The organism is Lactobacillus pasteurii DSM 23907 = CRBIP 24.76 (genome assembly GCF_000297025.1).
GTDB classification, from domain to species: domain Bacteria; phylum Bacillota; class Bacilli; order Lactobacillales; family Lactobacillaceae; genus Lactobacillus; species Lactobacillus pasteurii.
In genome coordinates, this window is record NZ_CAKD01000001.1 from 146,711 (window position 1) to 162,943 (window position 16,233).

Genomic DNA, 16,233 nt, shown 5'->3' on the forward strand with positions numbered 1-16,233 from the left:
ATTCCCAACAATAACCCACCCCTAATGATGAATTTTCTAAGCAAGTCAAATAATAAAAAAGGCCTCTGATTTCTCAGAGGTCTTTGCTTAATCTAAGCCGCATTGTTTAAAGATGTCATCGACATAGCGCAAGTGATAGTGATAGTCGAAAGCATCGTCTAAGTCCTTGTCGGACAAGTAGTTCATCACATCGCTAGCTTCAACTAAACCTCTAAATGAAGTCTGGGTTTGCCATGCCTTATTGGCTAATTTTTGAACCATATCATAGGCTTGTTCACGTGACAACCCTGCTTCATCGATCAACTTAAGCAAGAGACGTTGTGAGTAGATCAAGCCATATGTTCGATCCATGTTCTTGAGCATTGTGTCTGGGAAGACATCAAGGTTAGTCAAGATTCGGTTAAAGCGGTTAAGCATGTAATCAATGCCAATGGTGCTATCTGGCAAAATGATTCGTTCAGCACTTGAGTGAGAAATGTCGCGTTCGTGCCACAAACTTACATCTTCTAAAGCTGTAACTACTTGTCCGCGTAGCACTCTAGCCATTCCACAAAGATTTTCTGAGCCAATTGGATTGTGCTTGTGAGGCATGGCAGATGAGCCTTTTTGACCGGCTCTAAAGTGTTCTTCAACTTCATGAATTTCGCTTCTTTGCAAGCCGCGAATTTCAGTTGCCCAGTTTTCGATACTGGTAGCGATCAAGGCAATGGTTGAAATGTATTCTGCATGCAAGTCTCTAGGCAAAACTTGACTGGTAATTGGCTGCTTGGTTAAGCCAAGTTGCTTCATTACGCTATCTTCAATTTGTGGTGGAACGTTGGCATAAGTACCAACTGCTCCTGAAATCTTGCCTGATTCTGCACCTTTAGCAGCATGTTCAAAGCGTTCAATGTCACGGTTAATTTCAGCATACCAGCGCGCCAACTTCAAACCAAAAGTTGTTGGTTCTGCTTGTACGCCGTGGGTTCTACCCATCTCTACCGTGTACTTGAATTCTTTAGCACGCTTAGCAATTGTTTCCTTTAAGGCTAATAAATCTTGGCGAATCAATTCGTCGGCTTGCTTTAATAAGTATCCTTGGGCAGTGTCGACAACATCAGTTGAAGTCAGGCCAAAGTGAACCCACTTCTTTTCTTCTCCTAAGCTTTCAGAAACAGTTCTGGTAAAAGCTACCACGTCATGGTGAGTAATTGCTTCTAATTCAGCAACTCGCTCAGGCGTAAAGCTTGCGTTTTCAGCGATCTTCTTAGCATCTTCAACTGGCACTTCACCCATTTCTGCCCAGGCATTAGTAGCAGCAATCTCTACCTTAAGCCAAGCAGCGTAGCGGTTTTCTAGTGACCAGATTTTTCCCATTTCAGGGCGAGTGTAACGTTCTAACATCTTATAATTCCCATGGGTTCTTAAGTACAATGGTTTGTTCGCGGTCTGGACCAACAGAAACAGTTACCAATGGTACGCCAACTAATTCAACGATTCTGTTCAAGAACTTCTTAGCATTTTCTGGAAGTTCATCCCAGCTCTTAACTTGGGTAATATCTTCTTGCCAAGCTGGCAATTCTTCGTAAATTGGGTGGCAGCGGTCAAGTTCCTTCAAGCTTGCTGGGTAGTAGTCGATTTCCTTACCATCTAATTCATAAGCAGTAGCAACCTTAACAGTGTCAAAGCCTGAGAAGATGTCCAATAAGTTCAAGCTCAAGCCAGTAATGCCGGCTACGCGCTTAGCGTGACGCAAAGCAACTGAGTCAAACCAACCAACTCTACGTGGACGGCCAGTTACAGTACCATATTCATGAGCAGTTTCACGGATGCGGTCACCAATTTCATCATGAAGTTCAGTTGGGAATGGGCCAGCACCTACTCTAGTGGTGTAAGCCTTGCAGACACCGATAACTGTGTTGATGCGGTTAGCACCAACACCAATTCCGGCAGCAAGTCCACCTGAAATAGTGTTTGATGAGGTTACGAATGGATAAGTACCTTCGTCGATATCAAGCATAATTCCTTGGGCACCTTCGAATAAGACCTTTTCGCCCTTGTCTAAAGCATCGTTAACCAAAACAGAAGTATCAGTTACGTATGGCTTCATTCTTTGACCATATTCGTAGTACTTGTCAAAAATGTCTTCGAACTTCAAAGCGGGCTTGCCATAAACCTTAGTAAACAAAGCGTTCTTAGTTTCAAGGTTGGCGCGCAATTTTTCTTCAAAAGTATCCTTTTCTAATAAGTCACAAACACGGATACCGATTCTTGAAGCCTTGTCCATGTAAGTAGGTCCAATACCGTTCTTAGTAGTACCGATCTTGCCAGCACCCTTAGATTCTTCTTGGTATTCATCTTGCAAGATATCGTAAGGCATAATAACGTGCGCACGGTTAGAAATGCGCAACTTACTGATATCGATGCCACTCTTTTCCAAATTATCCAATTCTTGGAACATAACTTCAGGATTGATCACTACGCCGTTACCAATAACTGCACCTTGATCAGCCGCAAAGATACCTGATGGAATCAAGCGCATCTTGAATTCTTGACCATCGATTTCAATTGTATGTCCAGCGTTGTTACCACCGTTAGAACGTACTGCCATAGCAGCTTCTTTACTCAAAAAGTCGGTAATCTTTCCTTTACCTTCGTCGCCCCATTGGCTTCCTACAACCGCAACTGCTGTCATTATTTTCACCTCATAAAAATTTTTCTCTATCTACATTACCTGTGTAATTCTAGCAATCTAATAACTAATAGTCAATGAAAATCCGAATTATTTTATTTTTGGAGAAAAATAAAGTTCGTTTTAATAGTTGACTTTTAGAAAAAGTTCACTTATAGTTGAGTTCGTTCAGAGAAGACTTACCAAAAGGAGTAGAACATTGAGTAATTATTTTAGCATGGAAGCCTTTGATTATGATGATATCCAATTAGTTCCTAGCAAAGGAATTATTAAAAGTCGGAAAGATGCTGATACTAGTGTTAAATTCGGAAACCGAACATTCAAGATTCCGGTTGTACCTGCTAACATGGAAAGCGTCATTAATGAAGATCTAGCTGTTTGGCTAGCAGAAAACGACTACTACTATGTTATGCACCGTTTCCAACCTGAAAAGCGGATCGATTTCATCAAGATGATGCATGAGAAGGGACTGTTTGCTTCAATCTCAGTTGGAATCAAGGATGATGAATACAAGTTCATCGACCAATTAGTAGAAGAAAACGTGATTCCAGAATATATCACGATTGATGTAGCCCACGGCCATTCAGTTTACGTAATCGACATGATTCACTACATTAAAGAAAAATTGCCTGATAGCTTCTTGACTGCTGGAAACATCGCTACTCCAGAAGCAGTTCGTGAATTGGAAAATGCTGGTGCCGATGCAACTAAGGTTGGCGTTGGACCTGGCAAGGCCTGCATTACCAAGCTCAAGACTGGTTTTGGTACTGGCGGATGGCAACTTGCTGCTTTAAGAATGTGTTCAAAAGCTGCCAGCAAGCCACTGATTGCTGACGGCGGTATCAGACATAACGGCGATATCGCCAAGTCTGTTCGCTTTGGCGCTTCAATGGTCATGATCGGTTCAATGCTTGCCGGACACGAAGAATCACCAGGCAACGTTATCAAGATCGATGGCAAGACCTTCAAGCAATACTGGGGTTCTGCATCTGAAGTTCAAAAAGGTGCCTACCGCAATGTTGAAGGAAAGCAAATGCTCGTTCCATATCGCGGATCAATTAAAGACACTTTGCAAGAAATGCAAGAAGATTTGCAATCATCTGTCTCCTATGCTGGCGGCAAGGATCTTAATGCCATCAAATTAGTCGATTATGTTATTGTCAAAAATACCATTATGAATGGTGATTACTAAAAAATGTCCTTTTAGTCTCCAATTCATAGAGAATTTATGGTATATTGGGATGTATCACTATGAACAGCGACATTTGTCGCAGATAATTTAGTTTAAATTATTGTTTCATATTGTTTATCTTACTGTTAAATGACGCAATACTTCTAGTATGTTAGCGACATTTTCGGTAAAATAATTATGGTCTAGTACTGTTAGGTAGTCAGTACTAGATCTTTTTCTTTTTTAAAAATTTTTCGTGACAAACTGCAAAAATGTGTTATACTATTCTAGTTGATAAAATTATGCACCCATAGCGCAACTGGATAGAGTGTCTGACTACGAATCAGAAGGTTGAAGGTTCAAATCCTTCTGGGTGCATTCAACGGGAAGTGGCTCAGCTTGGTAGAGCACCTGGTTTGGGACCAGGGGGTCGCAGGTTCGAATCCTGTCTTCCCGATATATTGAAGAGCAAGCCTGATGGCTTGCTCTTTTTTCGTTCGATAAAAAATAAAATTTTTTCAAGCAAAATCCTTGCTTTTTTCGTTTTCATAAAATAAAATATAAGCAATAAATTAAAAGGCTATGAAAAGACGAGTAGATTAGTTAAGTCTTGCAGTGAGCTAGTGCCAGTGAAAAACTAGCAGATCCTGGCTAATCGAAAAACACTTTGAGCATGCTAGCTGAACCATTTAGATGTAGTAAGCGAGGCCGTCGTCGGTACGTTATCACGCCGAAATGCATAATTGTGCATTATGAGTTGGTCTTTAATCAAGACAATTTGGGTGGTACCGCGGAAAAAGCCTTTCGTCCCGATCATACTTGGGGATGAAGGGCTTTTTCTTCACCTTGAATTTTCTAGAGAGAGGTTTTAAATATGCCATTACTTTTACCAACAGATTACCATCCTAGTTTATCAGTTAGAGATACGGAAGCAGCAATTGTTTTCATTCGCGAAAACTTCCAAGCAATTTTATCAGAAAAGCTAAACTTGCAAAGAATGTCTGCTCCAATGTTCGTTGAAAAAGATACTGGATTAAACGACAACCTTAACGGAATCGAACGTCCAGTTGATTTCGACATGTTGGCAAATCCTGGACATACCATTGAAGTCGTTCACTCTTTAGCAAAATGGAAGAGATTGGCTCTTAAGCAATACGGATTTGGAATGCATGAGGGTTTATATACCAACATGAATGCTATCAGACGCGATGAAGAATTAGACAATTTCCACTCGATCTACGTTGACCAATGGGACTGGGAAAAGATCATCAGCAAGGAAGAAAGAACAACCGATACTTTGGAAATTACCGTTGATCAAATTTTCTCAGCTATTAAGGCCATCGAACACGAAGTAGCTGTTCGCTATCCTGGATCAGTTTATCATTTACCTGATCATGTCTGCTTCGTAACAACTCAAGAGCTTGAAGATCGCTGGCCTGATCTAACTCCAGATGAGCGCGAAGTTGAAATTACCAAGCGCGAAAAGGCGGTCTTCTTGATGAAGATTGGTGACAAATTGCAAAGAAGCGGCAAGCCACATGACGGCCGTGCCCCAGACTACGATGATTGGCAATTGAACGGCGATCTTTTATTCTGGTATGAACCTTTGCAAACTAGAATCGAAATTTCCTCAATGGGTATTAGAGTTAGCGAAGAAAGCCTCAAGGAACAACTTAAGAAGGCTCATTGCGAAGATCGCGCAGAATTGCCATTCCACAAGATGCTTTTGGCTGGAGAATTGCCTTACACAATCGGTGGCGGAATCGGCCAATCTCGTCTATGTATGTTACTACTCGGCAAGGCCCACATTGGTGAAGTTCAAGCCAGCGTCTGGCCTGAAGATTTAACCAAGAAGTGTGAAGCAGCCGGTATTGAATTCTTATAATAAAACAAAAGCGTCGCAGCTGTGCTGCGACGCTTTTTTGCGTTCTTATTTAGCCTTATTGATAAGCCATTTAAAAATATTATTCATAAAAGCAACCTTCTTGTTACGATGCATCATTTCTGGGTGCCATTGAATACCAATGACGGTCCCTTGCTTATTTTCTAAAGCTTCAACTACACCATCAGATGCCTTGCCCACGACCTTTAAGTCAGGAGCTGGCTCGTGGACGATTTGATGGTGGAAAGAATTAACCATGAAGTCAGTCTTGCCTAAAACTTCTGCTAGCTTGCTGCCTGCCTCTAAATTCATCTTATGCGTTGGCAAGTCTGGCGTATGGTCTTGCGAATGCTTAAGCGTTAATTCCTTGCGATATGATAAATCTTGGTAAAGACTGCCACCATGGGCCACATTGATAATTTGAAAGCCACGGCAAACTCCAAGAACTGGGATGCCCTTTTCTTCGGCTAGCTTTAAGAGCAGCATATCAAAGTGGTCCCTTTCAGGCCAAGTCTTGCCTAACTTTTGCAATGGTTCTTCGCCATACAAATGAGGATCAACATCATGACCTCCAGACAAGATCAATCCTTGCACCTGGTCTAGTTGGGCAGCAATTACTTCATCATCTTCAGTAAAAGGAATAATTAATGGTATGCCGCCATTTTGAACAACTGAATCAACATAGTCTTCATTGACATAGCTGCGACGGTAGCCTGGGAAAATTCCACCATCGTCAATAATTTCAGAACCAGATATTCCGATAATTGGTTTAGTCATAACAAGACCCCTTTCAATTTGTACTTACTTTTTATAGGTATAATTGTAGAAAATATTCCCCCTGCTGTCCATTAATTGCTCTTACGGTGTCGAACCATGTAGCTGATTGTAGCAATGGCCAAAACTACTGCCCCCACAGTGACAGAAATTCGTGTCTCTGGATTGATGAACATAAAGATCACAATCACCGTCAACATGATCAAAGCAAAGAAATTGGAATATGGATAAAGCGGCAATTTAAATGGATGATCTTTCATCAATTCCGGATTGTTCTTGCGGAATTGATACTCAGCTAGCAGAATTACAAACCAAGCAACCATCCCTGGCAAAACGGAAGAACTGTAAATAACGACAAAGATATTGGCCAAGGATTTATTGAAAATTTGAATCAAAACATTCAATATAAATCCGCCCATAATTCCGGCAGTAATCCCAATGATGGCATGACTTGGAACAATTCGCTTTGAAACATAGCCAAAGGTAGCAGGCGCTTCGCCATCGTGGGCTAGTTTATACAGCATTCGACTTGATGAGTAAATACCTGAATTAGCGCCAGATAGCGATGCAGTTAATACGACAAAGTTGATAATCGAAGCTGCAGTAGTAATGCCGACTTTGGCAAAAGTATTAACAAATGGAGAACCTACTTGGCTTAATTCATTCCATGGGTAAAGGGTCACGATTACAAAGATTGCCCCAACATAGAAAATCAAGATCCGCCATAAAACTGACTTAACACTCTTAACGATCGCCTTTTGTGGATCAGCAACTTCACCAGCCGAAATACCAATCAATTCGATTCCTTCATATGATCCAACAATGATAGCCATGGAGAAGAAGAAGCCTTTAACTCCTCCAGCAAAAAAGCCGCCATGGCTCCAAAGATTGCTAAAGCCAATTGGATGTCCATTGATACCAAAAAGAATCAAGAATAAGCCTAGCACAATCATCAAAATAATCGTCACTACCTTGATCATGGCAAACCAAAATTCCAGCATGCCATATGCTTTGGCACTAACCAAATTGGCAGCTAATAAGGCCAAGATCACGATTATTCCGGCAATCCAATCCGATGAATCTTTCCACCAAAAGCGCAGATATTCCGTTGTAGCTACTACATCCGAAATACCAACCACGATAAACTGGAAGACATTAGCCCATTCGGCCAGGTATCCAGCAATTGGATGAATATGGTCAGTGGCATAATCCGCAAAGGATCCAGTACCTGGATCAATATAAAGCATCTCTCCCAATGCCCGCATTACGATGTATAAAATTAAACCTACAAAGATATAGGCTAATAAAACTGACGGGCCTGTCCACTTAATGGTTGAAGCAGAACCCATAAATAGGCCAACTCCAATCGCGCCGCCTAAGGAGATCATCTCCATCTGACCGGCAGTCATGGAGCGTTTTAGTTCGGGTGCTTTCTTTTCCTGCGCCATTTAATCCCTACTTTCATTCAATTATTTCCCAGGAAATTAGTTAGAATCTATTATAACAGAATATTATCGAATGCTTTAAAATACAATAAAAAAAGTCTAAGAGAATTTTCTCTTAGACTTTTGATCAATTAGCTAGCTTTAGGCAGCCTTGTTTTCATCATCAATGGTAAAGAGCTTTTCGCCGTTTAACAAAAAGTCTTGCCCTTCTACTGTGAAGTTAGCTTTCTTAGTATCTGGATGAGCCATGACCAACTTAGCGATTGGGGTTTGAAGGTCTTGTTCAATTACCCGGCGCAATGGTCTTGCACCAAACTTCTTGTCATAGCCTCTCTTAGCCAAAACTCGCTTAGCTTCTGGGCTAACTGACAACTTGATTTCTTTCTTAGCAAGAACATTTTCCATCTTGTTTAAATACAATTCCAGAATCTTGCCCATGTCCTCTTGGGTCAAGGAATTGAATGGCACGATTGCATCCAATCTGTTCAAAAATTCTGGTCTGAAGTAATGACCTAAAGCGTCGATCAACTTAGCTTGATCTACTTCGCCATCCTTAAGCAGGCTATCAGAGTAACCGGCGTTTGAAGTCATAATCAAAATCGTATCCTTGAATGAAACGGTTCTACCTTGTGAATCGGTCAAGCGACCATCATCCATAATCTGAAGTAAGGCATTGAAAACTTGTGGGTTAGCCTTTTCAATTTCGTCAAACAAGATCAAGCTGTATGGTTGGTGGCGAACTTTTTCTGTTAATTGGCCGCCTTCGCCGTAGCCAACATAGCCCGGAGCAGAACCGATCAACTTGTTAATTGCCATTTGATCTTGATATTCAGACATATCTAATCTGATGAAGTGGTCGCGGCTGCCGAACAACTTAGTTGCCAGTTGCTTAGCAAGTTCAGTCTTACCAACCCCAGTTGGACCCGTTAGCAAGAAGGAGCCAGTTGGACGGTTGCTGTCTTTAAAGAGTTGCTTGCGGGCAACTGCATCAGTGATCACATCAATTGCCTTATCCTGGTCAATTACGACTTCTTTCAAGCTCTTAGCTAAATCAAGATTCTTTTTCGCTTCATCGGCATGCAATTCGCTCATTGGAATTCTAGTCTTTTGCTCGATCAAGCTGTAGATATCATCGACCGTAACAGTTGGAAGTTCAGTCTCAGTTTGCTTTGAAGCTTGGCCAGTCAATTTTTCAATTTCATTCTTTAATTCGCTAGCCTTGCGGTAGTCTTCAGCATTTACGGCAGCATCTTTATCAGCTTGCAATTGCTTGATTTGAGCTTCTAAGTCATCCTTGCTCATCGCTACATTGCTTAAGCCTTTCTTAGCGCCAGCTTCATCCATTAGGTCAATCGCCTTATCTGGTAAGTAGCGACCTTGAATATAGCGCTCTGACAAAGCAACGGCTAATTTCAAAGCTTCATCGCTATATTTCACATGGTGGAATTTTTCGTATTTGTCCTTCAATCCTTGCAAAATCTTTACCGCTACTTCTGTACTTGGCTCTGGTACTTCAACTGCTTGGAATCTCCGTGCAAGTGCTGGATCCTTTTCAATTCGTTGATATTCGCTAGTCGTAGTTGCACCAATTAGCTTCAATTCACCACTAGCCAAGGCTGGTTTCAAAATATTGGCAGCATCACCATTGTTGTTTTCTGAATCAGTTGAACCTGCACCAACGATATTATGCAATTCATCAATAAATAAGATGATGTTTGGATTCTGCTTAGCTTGATCGATTACTTTCTTGAGCTTTTCTTCAAAAGAACCTCTCAAACTCGTTCCTGCCACCATATCATTGATGTTGATCGCAACAATATGCATGTTCTTCATCTTAGCAGGCACCTTGCCAGCAGCAATTCTTTGCGCCAAGCCTTCAACGATTGAAGTCTTACCAACACCAGCAGGTCCAATCAAGACTGGATTGTTCTTCTTGCGGCGACTAAGAATCTCGATAACATTGTCGATTTGTTCATCGCGGCCAATCACTGGATCGTACTTGCCGTGTTTAGCCTCTTCAACTAAGTCAACGCCGAGTTTTTGCTTATCTGCTTGCTGATTGTTATTAATTTCACTTGGCTTTTCCATAGCTTTGAATTGCATTGGCTGCATTGAAAAGTCATCGTCAAAAAATGTTGAATTTAATTGTCTAAATAAAGAATCAAAATCATTGTCAAAATATGCCATTGTTAAGCACTTCCTATCCCATTTCTATAAAATTTTAGCACTCTACAAGTTAGAGTGCTAACTCCTTACAATTAAATAGTATAGCACGTTATCCACAGGATGCAATATAAAAGCTCAATTTTTTCCACAGATTTTTAAAAATTGTGATTCTGACTAAAAAAGCCACTTATCCCCTATTATTAGTGGAATAAGCAGCTTCACAATTTTGCATAATCTTACCGATTTTAGCAAGTTTATTCAATTTTTATTTTTAAAAGCTATCCACATGTGGATATTATTCTTCATGTTCATTTTCCTTGCGATTTTTTTGTTTATGTTTGATGCCGGCTAGTTTTTTATCAGTCTTTTTGTCTAACAAGTACTGTTTGATTACTTCTTCTACCTGTTTATTTTGTGGCAAGTCCGAGTGCTGGGCATCTGAACCAGTCACCGTCATTTGGGTAAAATGCTTGACCCGATTCTGGAAAATATACTTGGCAGCTTCAACGCTCGCTTCAGGAACAATTCCATCTGAAGTGTAGTTGCGTCCTCCAGATAAAGAGTAAACCGTCAGATCGCTAGGCAAGTTCTTGCGATACTTGATAAAATCGCTCAGCATCGTAGTCCGGCGATTGATATTGCTTTCGCTAAAGTTGTAAGGCGATCCCAAGGTCATCAGGCGCTTCATCTTTATTTCTGATTTATAGTCGCTATAGTAATGCTCAAGCCAATAGGTCCAGATCAAGCCACCATTTGAGTGGCCGAAAGCCTTAAAATTATTGAACTTGTAGCTTTGCGAAATCTCATAAAAAGCATTATCCAGCCAGCGAGCTTGCTTTTGAATATTCGCATAACCATCATGATTGTTGCTAAAACCAATAACAATAATTGGCTCATTGTCTCCTCGGCTAATTGAGCCATGGTAGGTAATTTTTCCATCAGTCGCAACTTGTACTTTCAATACGCTATGAGGACGGGGATTCTTCTTGTTCAGATCTTCGATCAACTCATCAAAGCGATTAATCGTTGCGCTCGAGCCCGGGACCATAATTACTGGCGAAAGCAGCGATTTATGTCGCTGTGCTCGTTCTAAATTCGTCTTTTTCATCCATAAAAAAGCTGGAATCGTCAATAGAATCAAAAAGGCAATGATGACGCCCACCCAGAGCAAGTTGTGGCGATTAAAATATTGTCGCAGTTTCGTCATATTCCTTCAACCTCTCATTAACCTTGATTCCAATGTAGACAAACGGAATCAGCAAAGCAATATCCAGCAAAAATAGCAATAAAGTAAAGAAGAAGCTACTCCAATTGCCATTCGTTCCCAAAAATGAAGTTAGTATCCCTGGCGTCCCCGAGAGCACTGGATAAGCTGGAGTTGGGATCAACTTAATACTAATAGCGGCAGCCGCAAGGAGTTCATTAATTGCCGGAATAAAAATCAAAGGACGCAAGAAAAGCGGGTTCAAAATCATTGGCAAGCCAATAATTAGCCCAAACGGCGAATTGAAAATGATCGGCAGCAGGTTCCATTTAACAATCGTTTCGATCTGCCGGCTATTGGTGAATAAGAGCAAGACGACTGCCAAAGCTAAAATTACGCCGCCTGTTCCCATTATCCCATAGCCACGAATCAAAGAACTGCCCAAAAATTTATATGGCAAATTCATCGAATCGCCATGACGTAAGGCATAATTCATGTTAGCCACCGCAGATCCATCACTGATAGTCGCAGTCAAAGCAAGCAAGGGGCCATCAATTCCTAGCCAAGACAAGGCCAAAATCAAAATAGTCAAAAAGACAACGATTAAAACATTATTACTCGAGCGAGCTTGCTCAGCCAATTTGGTCATATAGTTAAATTCAACTAAATTGATCTTAAAATAGTAAACCAACGTCGAAAAAATTACTCCCAATAAAACAGAAATTCCGGCAGGCAAAAGTGAATTTAAAGTTCTGCTTCTAACAGCCACAACATTTTCAAGTTTAACGTGAACATATCTATTTCCCAGGAAATGAAAGACTTGTCCAACCAAATAGCCAATAATCATGGCAAACAAGAGATTGTGAAAGCCTAACATTTTTAAATAGGACATATTGCGCAGCTTGCCGTAGTTATCGGCATTAATCATGTAAGCATAAAAAGTTAACACGATCACCGCACTTATTCCGGCAACAGTTGCATCCCTATGATACAAGCGCGCTGTATAAACCGCTGAAAAATAGGCTACATAAAGACCAAATAAGCCTAAAGTTACCGATACTAGACCAGAACTAATGGCATCCCCTAAATTCCAAACCTGATCGCTCATCGTGTAATCGAAATTCAGTAAGTTGTAAATCAGACTGTTGGGCGAAAAAATGCTACTATTGATAAATTCAAAAAAAGCCCCCAAAGTTGCTACCGGCATCAAGATCATAAATGTTCGCTGGGCAACTCTAAAAAAGGACCGCCTTCTCAACCACAAAAATCCGTTGACTATTTTTTCCATTTGATCAACTCCCTATGATTAACCAATTATACACGCTAAGCATGCTATAATTAAATTATAGAGGTGATAAGAATGCCAAAAAAGAAATTTGAATTAGATACCAATATCGAGCAAGCTTTGAATAAATATCTTGAAAATAGTCGGCTAGACTTTGATCAAGTAGTCAACCAAGCTTTAAAAGAATACCTGCTCAAGCAGCTAGGTTGTAAGGATTGTCGCAAGCTATTCAACAAGCCAGGCAAAGATGCTGATCTTTCTAAATATGCCGATGAATTCTTGCGAAACTCAATCAACGATAATTATTAAAAATGCTTCAGTAGCAAAAACCCCCGAAATTCAACTACGAAATTTCGAGGGTTTTGTTTTTTATATCAAATATTTACCGATAATGCTTGTATTTATAATACTTATAGCCAACCTTTTGGCCTAGAATCTGCTCAGAGACATCTGCTTTGTTCGTTAACCAAATGTACACCATTAAGCCTATTAAGCCATAAACAGCTAAATACAAAAAGCTGTTCAAGCGACTAGTCATTCCATCAAAGCGCACGCCGATTAGGAAGTAATACCCTGCTACTAGCAAAAAGAAGACCAGATTTACTCCTACAAGGCGCGTCAAACTGCCCAGCTTGATTTCATATTTGCGATTGATCAAATAGTAGCTAACCACTACAACCAAGAGCATGGCTAAATTAGTGGCCCAGATGGCGCCGCTAGTATGATATAGAGTCAATAATGGCACCTGTAAAACCAGCTTGACTGCAAGTCCGACAAGCATTACAAGAACTGCAAGCTTATTCATGCTCAAAGCCAAAAGCAAGGTCAACACATTCATCGTCAAGGCAAGCAACAGACTCTGAAGGATATTTTGCATCAAGTAGTAGCTGCCGACCATATCATATGAAAATAGCACCGTGTAGATTTGAATGCTGGCAAAGGTTGCTAAAGTCACCAATGGCAAAAGAACAAACAATAAGAGGCGATAATTTTCTAAGAGCAATTCCTTAATTGCCTTCTTTTCCCCATTAGCTCTAAGGCCCGACAACAGCGGCAGGCTTGTTTCAGATACCGCGGTAGCTAGGGAAATAATTACTGTAGTTATCTTGCTAGGATTGGCTGAAAAAACGGTATATAAGTAGCTGACATAATCCTGGCTCCAATTAGTTGTCTTAAGCAAAATCTGCTTAAAGAACACTTGATCAACAAACTGAGTCAGAGTAATAAAAGCACCTAATAAAACAAAAGGAATTGAGCGATACCATAAAGAAAGCAGACTTTTACCTACATTATTTAATGTACGCGGTTGACTATCCTGCAAGGCCTTTTGATAACTTGGCAGTTGCTTTTTGCCGTAAAAAAGCAAATATAAATATGAAGCCAGTGCTCCGATAAATGCACCGAAAACGCTCAAATAAACTGCCAAGACGTAATTTTGCTTGAAGACTTCAACCACAGCAAATGTGGCAACTAGGATAAATAAGACCCGGGAAAATTGCTCCCAAAGTTGAGAAATTCCATAAGGCTTCATATCATTATTACCTTGAAACCAGCCTCTGACCATACTCATCGATGGCAAGATCATGACTGCTGGCACCAATACCCGAATAGAAAAAGTCGCCTGCTCGACTGAGGCAACCGGGCTATTTTTTGCGATCATTGGCGCGATTACATATAGAAGAACTCCACAAATAATCCCCATCACAACCATGACCAAAAAACCCAATTTAGTTAAATAGATACTGTCTTTATAGCGTTTTTTCGAGTTTAAGGCTGCCACTTCTCTAGCAATTACTGATGGCAAGCCGGCAGTTCCAATTGATAAAAATAATGCATATGGCGTATAAGAAGAATTGAAGATCGCCTGGGCATTAAGTTGATTATGGTAATCCCCTAACATGATTAGCCAAGGAATCAGGTATATAACTCCGAGTACGCGCGAAAAAATACTACCAAAAGATAGCCAGAACGAACCGGAGAGAATCTTTTTATTCACACAAATCACCTAAACTTCTAACTATCATAATTATAACTTAAACTTCCCACTTGCAAAAGTGGGCTTGTACCTTGAAAATTCAATAGTTTAGCCAATAAAAAAGCACAAGGCCTTTGTTCGCTTGATATAATTTAGTCAACCACAACATCATCAATATCAAACGAAAGGCTTGTGCTATGTCTAGTTTACCATCATTCGATACTGAAAATGAACCTAAAATCGCCCGTTCTGTTGAAAAGTTCTTCAAGGACTACAAAGTTATGGAGCTTCTCCGTAGATGTGGGCTCCGCAAGTCAAAAGGAATCCCTCTTTGGTCGATCCTTTCATACATCTTCAGTAATGTGTTTCGAGACAGAAGCATGTACATGCAACAGAAGTCTGGCAAGTGTACTGCTGGCTTCTCCAAAAACACCTACTATCGATTCATGCAGAACCCACATATCAACTGGCTCCGCTTCACTATTCTGCTAGCTGAGAAGATCGTCAATGGGCATCTGAAAGATCTGACCTCTGACCAACGTGCGGATTGCTTCGTCTTTGACGATTCGCTCTACTCCAGAACTGGATACAAGAAGACTGAGCTGGCTGCCAAAGTATTCGACCACGTTTCGATGACCTACAAGAAGGGCTTTCGGATGATGACCATGGGTTGGACTGATGGATCCTCCTTCGTCCCAATCGCTTCATCTCTCTTGTCCTCAAAGAATGATCAGAATGTCATCGGGACAACCAAGAAGATCGACAAGCGCACAATCGCGGCCAAAAGACGAATTATGGCCCAATCAAAGGGGACCGATGTAGTTATCCAGCTACTCGATCAAGCTTTGAAAGCAGGGCTTACTGCTAAGTACGTCATGTTTGACACTTGGTTCTCCAATCCTCATCAGATCGTCCAGATCAAGCAACGTGACCTAAACGTAATTGCCATGGTGAAGAAGAGTTCCAAGATCACATACGAGTTCGATGGTAAGCGGATGAACGTCAAGCAGATCTTCAGCGCATGCAAGAAGCGGCGAGGTCGTTCAAGATATCTCTTGTCCGTCCCTGTAAAGGTTGGAGATCCTGCCAAGGATGGTGCCCAGGTTGATGCCAGAATAGTCTGCGTAAGAAATCGCTCCAACCGCAAAGATTGGATCGCTCTTATTTGCACGGACATGATGATCGATGAAAATGAGATCATCAGAATTTACGGCAAAAGATGGGACATCGAAGTCTTCTTCAAGACCTGCAAGAGTTTCTTGAAACTTGGTACTGAATACCACGGCCTCTCATATGATGCATTGACTGCCCATACGGCTTTCGTCTTTCTGCGCTACATGTTCATGTCAGTTGAGAAGCGAGATGATGAAGATGATAGGACAATAGGCGAGCTCTTTTACTGCATGATAGACGAGCTTGCGGACATTACTTTCCATCACTCCCTTCAGATCCTGGTGGAAGCCATGTTCGAGAGCGTGAAAGAGATCTTCCAACTGACAGAAGAGCAGATGGAAAGGTTCACCAAAGCTTTCATTTCCCGCCTCCCGAAGTACATGCAAGAGGCTATATCGCCATCACTAGCAGCATAATTGAATATTTACTGGTTAAACTATTGAGTTTTCAAGGCTTCATAGTTCTTTTTGGTGTGGGAAGTTTAAGT

At 41.0% G+C, this 16,233-nt stretch carries 12 protein-coding genes, 2 tRNA genes and 1 other annotated feature; of the genes, 6 read left to right on the plus strand and 8 right to left on the minus strand.

Annotated features, from left to right (window positions below):
• Positions 1 to 87 precede the first annotated feature (87 nt).
• Positions 88 to 1,383 carry an adenylosuccinate lyase gene (gene purB / locus BN53_RS00690; protein WP_009558947.1) on the minus strand — a complete coding sequence of 432 codons (1,296 nt, stop codon included), beginning with the start codon at positions 1,381 to 1,383 and terminating at the stop codon, positions 88 to 90.
• A gap of 1 nt (position 1,384) precedes the next feature.
• Complete coding sequence (locus BN53_RS00695) at positions 1,385 to 2,674, minus strand: adenylosuccinate synthase (RefSeq protein WP_009558948.1); 1,290 nt, start codon at positions 2,672 to 2,674, stop codon at positions 1,385 to 1,387.
• Between the two features lie 196 nt (positions 2,675 to 2,870).
• Here BN53_RS00695 and BN53_RS00700 point away from each other — a divergent pair, with 196 nt between their 5' ends.
• From BN53_RS00700 to asnA, 4 genes are all read left to right on the plus strand, one after another.
• Entirely contained in the window at positions 2,871 to 3,863 is a 993-nt protein-coding gene (locus BN53_RS00700; protein WP_009558949.1) for a GMP reductase, read from the plus strand.
• A gap of 283 nt (positions 3,864 to 4,146) precedes the next feature.
• A tRNA-Arg gene (locus tag BN53_RS00705) sits at positions 4,147 to 4,220 on the plus strand.
• Positions 4,221 to 4,225: 5 nt separating this feature from the next.
• Positions 4,226 to 4,299: transfer RNA gene (locus BN53_RS00710), tRNA-Pro, on the plus strand.
• 116 nt (positions 4,300 to 4,415) lie between these two features.
• Positions 4,416 to 4,657 (plus strand) — a binding site (T-box leader).
• A gap of 59 nt (positions 4,658 to 4,716) precedes the next feature.
• Entirely contained in the window at positions 4,717 to 5,727 is a 1,011-nt protein-coding gene (asnA, locus tag BN53_RS00715) for an aspartate--ammonia ligase (RefSeq protein WP_009558950.1), read from the plus strand.
• 45 nt (positions 5,728 to 5,772) lie between these two features.
• On the opposite strand, the gene BN53_RS00720 is transcribed toward asnA, so the two are convergent.
• The 5 genes from BN53_RS00720 to BN53_RS00740 all read right to left on the minus strand — a co-directional run bounded on the left by BN53_RS00720 (position 5,773) and on the right by BN53_RS00740 (position 12,601).
• The gene (locus tag BN53_RS00720; RefSeq protein ID WP_009558951.1) at positions 5,773 to 6,501 is read right to left on the minus strand and encodes a gamma-glutamyl-gamma-aminobutyrate hydrolase family protein; all 729 of its coding nucleotides are present in this window, start codon (positions 6,499 to 6,501) and stop codon (positions 5,773 to 5,775) included.
• A gap of 71 nt (positions 6,502 to 6,572) precedes the next feature.
• Complete coding sequence (locus BN53_RS00725; RefSeq protein WP_009558952.1) at positions 6,573 to 7,946, minus strand: amino acid permease; 1,374 nt, start codon at positions 7,944 to 7,946, stop codon at positions 6,573 to 6,575.
• Between the two features lie 138 nt (positions 7,947 to 8,084).
• Positions 8,085 to 10,130, minus strand: coding sequence for an ATP-dependent Clp protease ATP-binding subunit (locus tag BN53_RS00730; protein ID WP_009558953.1), 2,046 nt, complete (start codon positions 10,128 to 10,130; stop codon positions 8,085 to 8,087).
• A 274-nt stretch (positions 10,131 to 10,404) separates the two neighbouring features.
• A complete protein-coding gene (locus tag BN53_RS00735; RefSeq protein WP_009558954.1) occupies positions 10,405 to 11,316 on the minus strand; it encodes an alpha/beta hydrolase in 912 nt (303 codons plus the stop codon).
• The gene (locus tag BN53_RS00740) at positions 11,291 to 12,601 is read right to left on the minus strand and encodes a PTS sugar transporter subunit IIC (RefSeq protein WP_009558955.1); all 1,311 of its coding nucleotides are present in this window, start codon (positions 12,599 to 12,601) and stop codon (positions 11,291 to 11,293) included. Before BN53_RS00740 ends, BN53_RS00735 begins: the two co-directional genes overlap by 26 nt.
• Positions 12,602 to 12,673: 72 nt before the next feature.
• On the opposite strand from BN53_RS00740, the gene BN53_RS00745 reads away from it, so the two are divergent.
• Complete coding sequence (locus BN53_RS00745; RefSeq protein WP_009558956.1) at positions 12,674 to 12,907, plus strand: hypothetical protein; 234 nt, start codon at positions 12,674 to 12,676, stop codon at positions 12,905 to 12,907.
• 73 nt (positions 12,908 to 12,980) lie between these two features.
• On the opposite strand, the gene BN53_RS00750 is transcribed toward BN53_RS00745, so the two are convergent.
• Positions 12,981 to 14,594, minus strand: coding sequence for a putative polysaccharide biosynthesis protein (locus BN53_RS00750; RefSeq protein ID WP_009558957.1), 1,614 nt, complete (start codon positions 14,592 to 14,594; stop codon positions 12,981 to 12,983).
• A 176-nt stretch (positions 14,595 to 14,770) separates the two neighbouring features.
• On the opposite strand from BN53_RS00750, the gene BN53_RS00755 reads away from it, so the two are divergent.
• Positions 14,771 to 16,162: an IS4 family transposase gene (locus BN53_RS00755; protein WP_009558959.1), complete on the plus strand. Its 1,392-nt coding sequence runs from the start codon at positions 14,771 to 14,773 to the stop codon at positions 16,160 to 16,162.
• Positions 16,163 to 16,233: the final 71 nt, after the last annotated feature.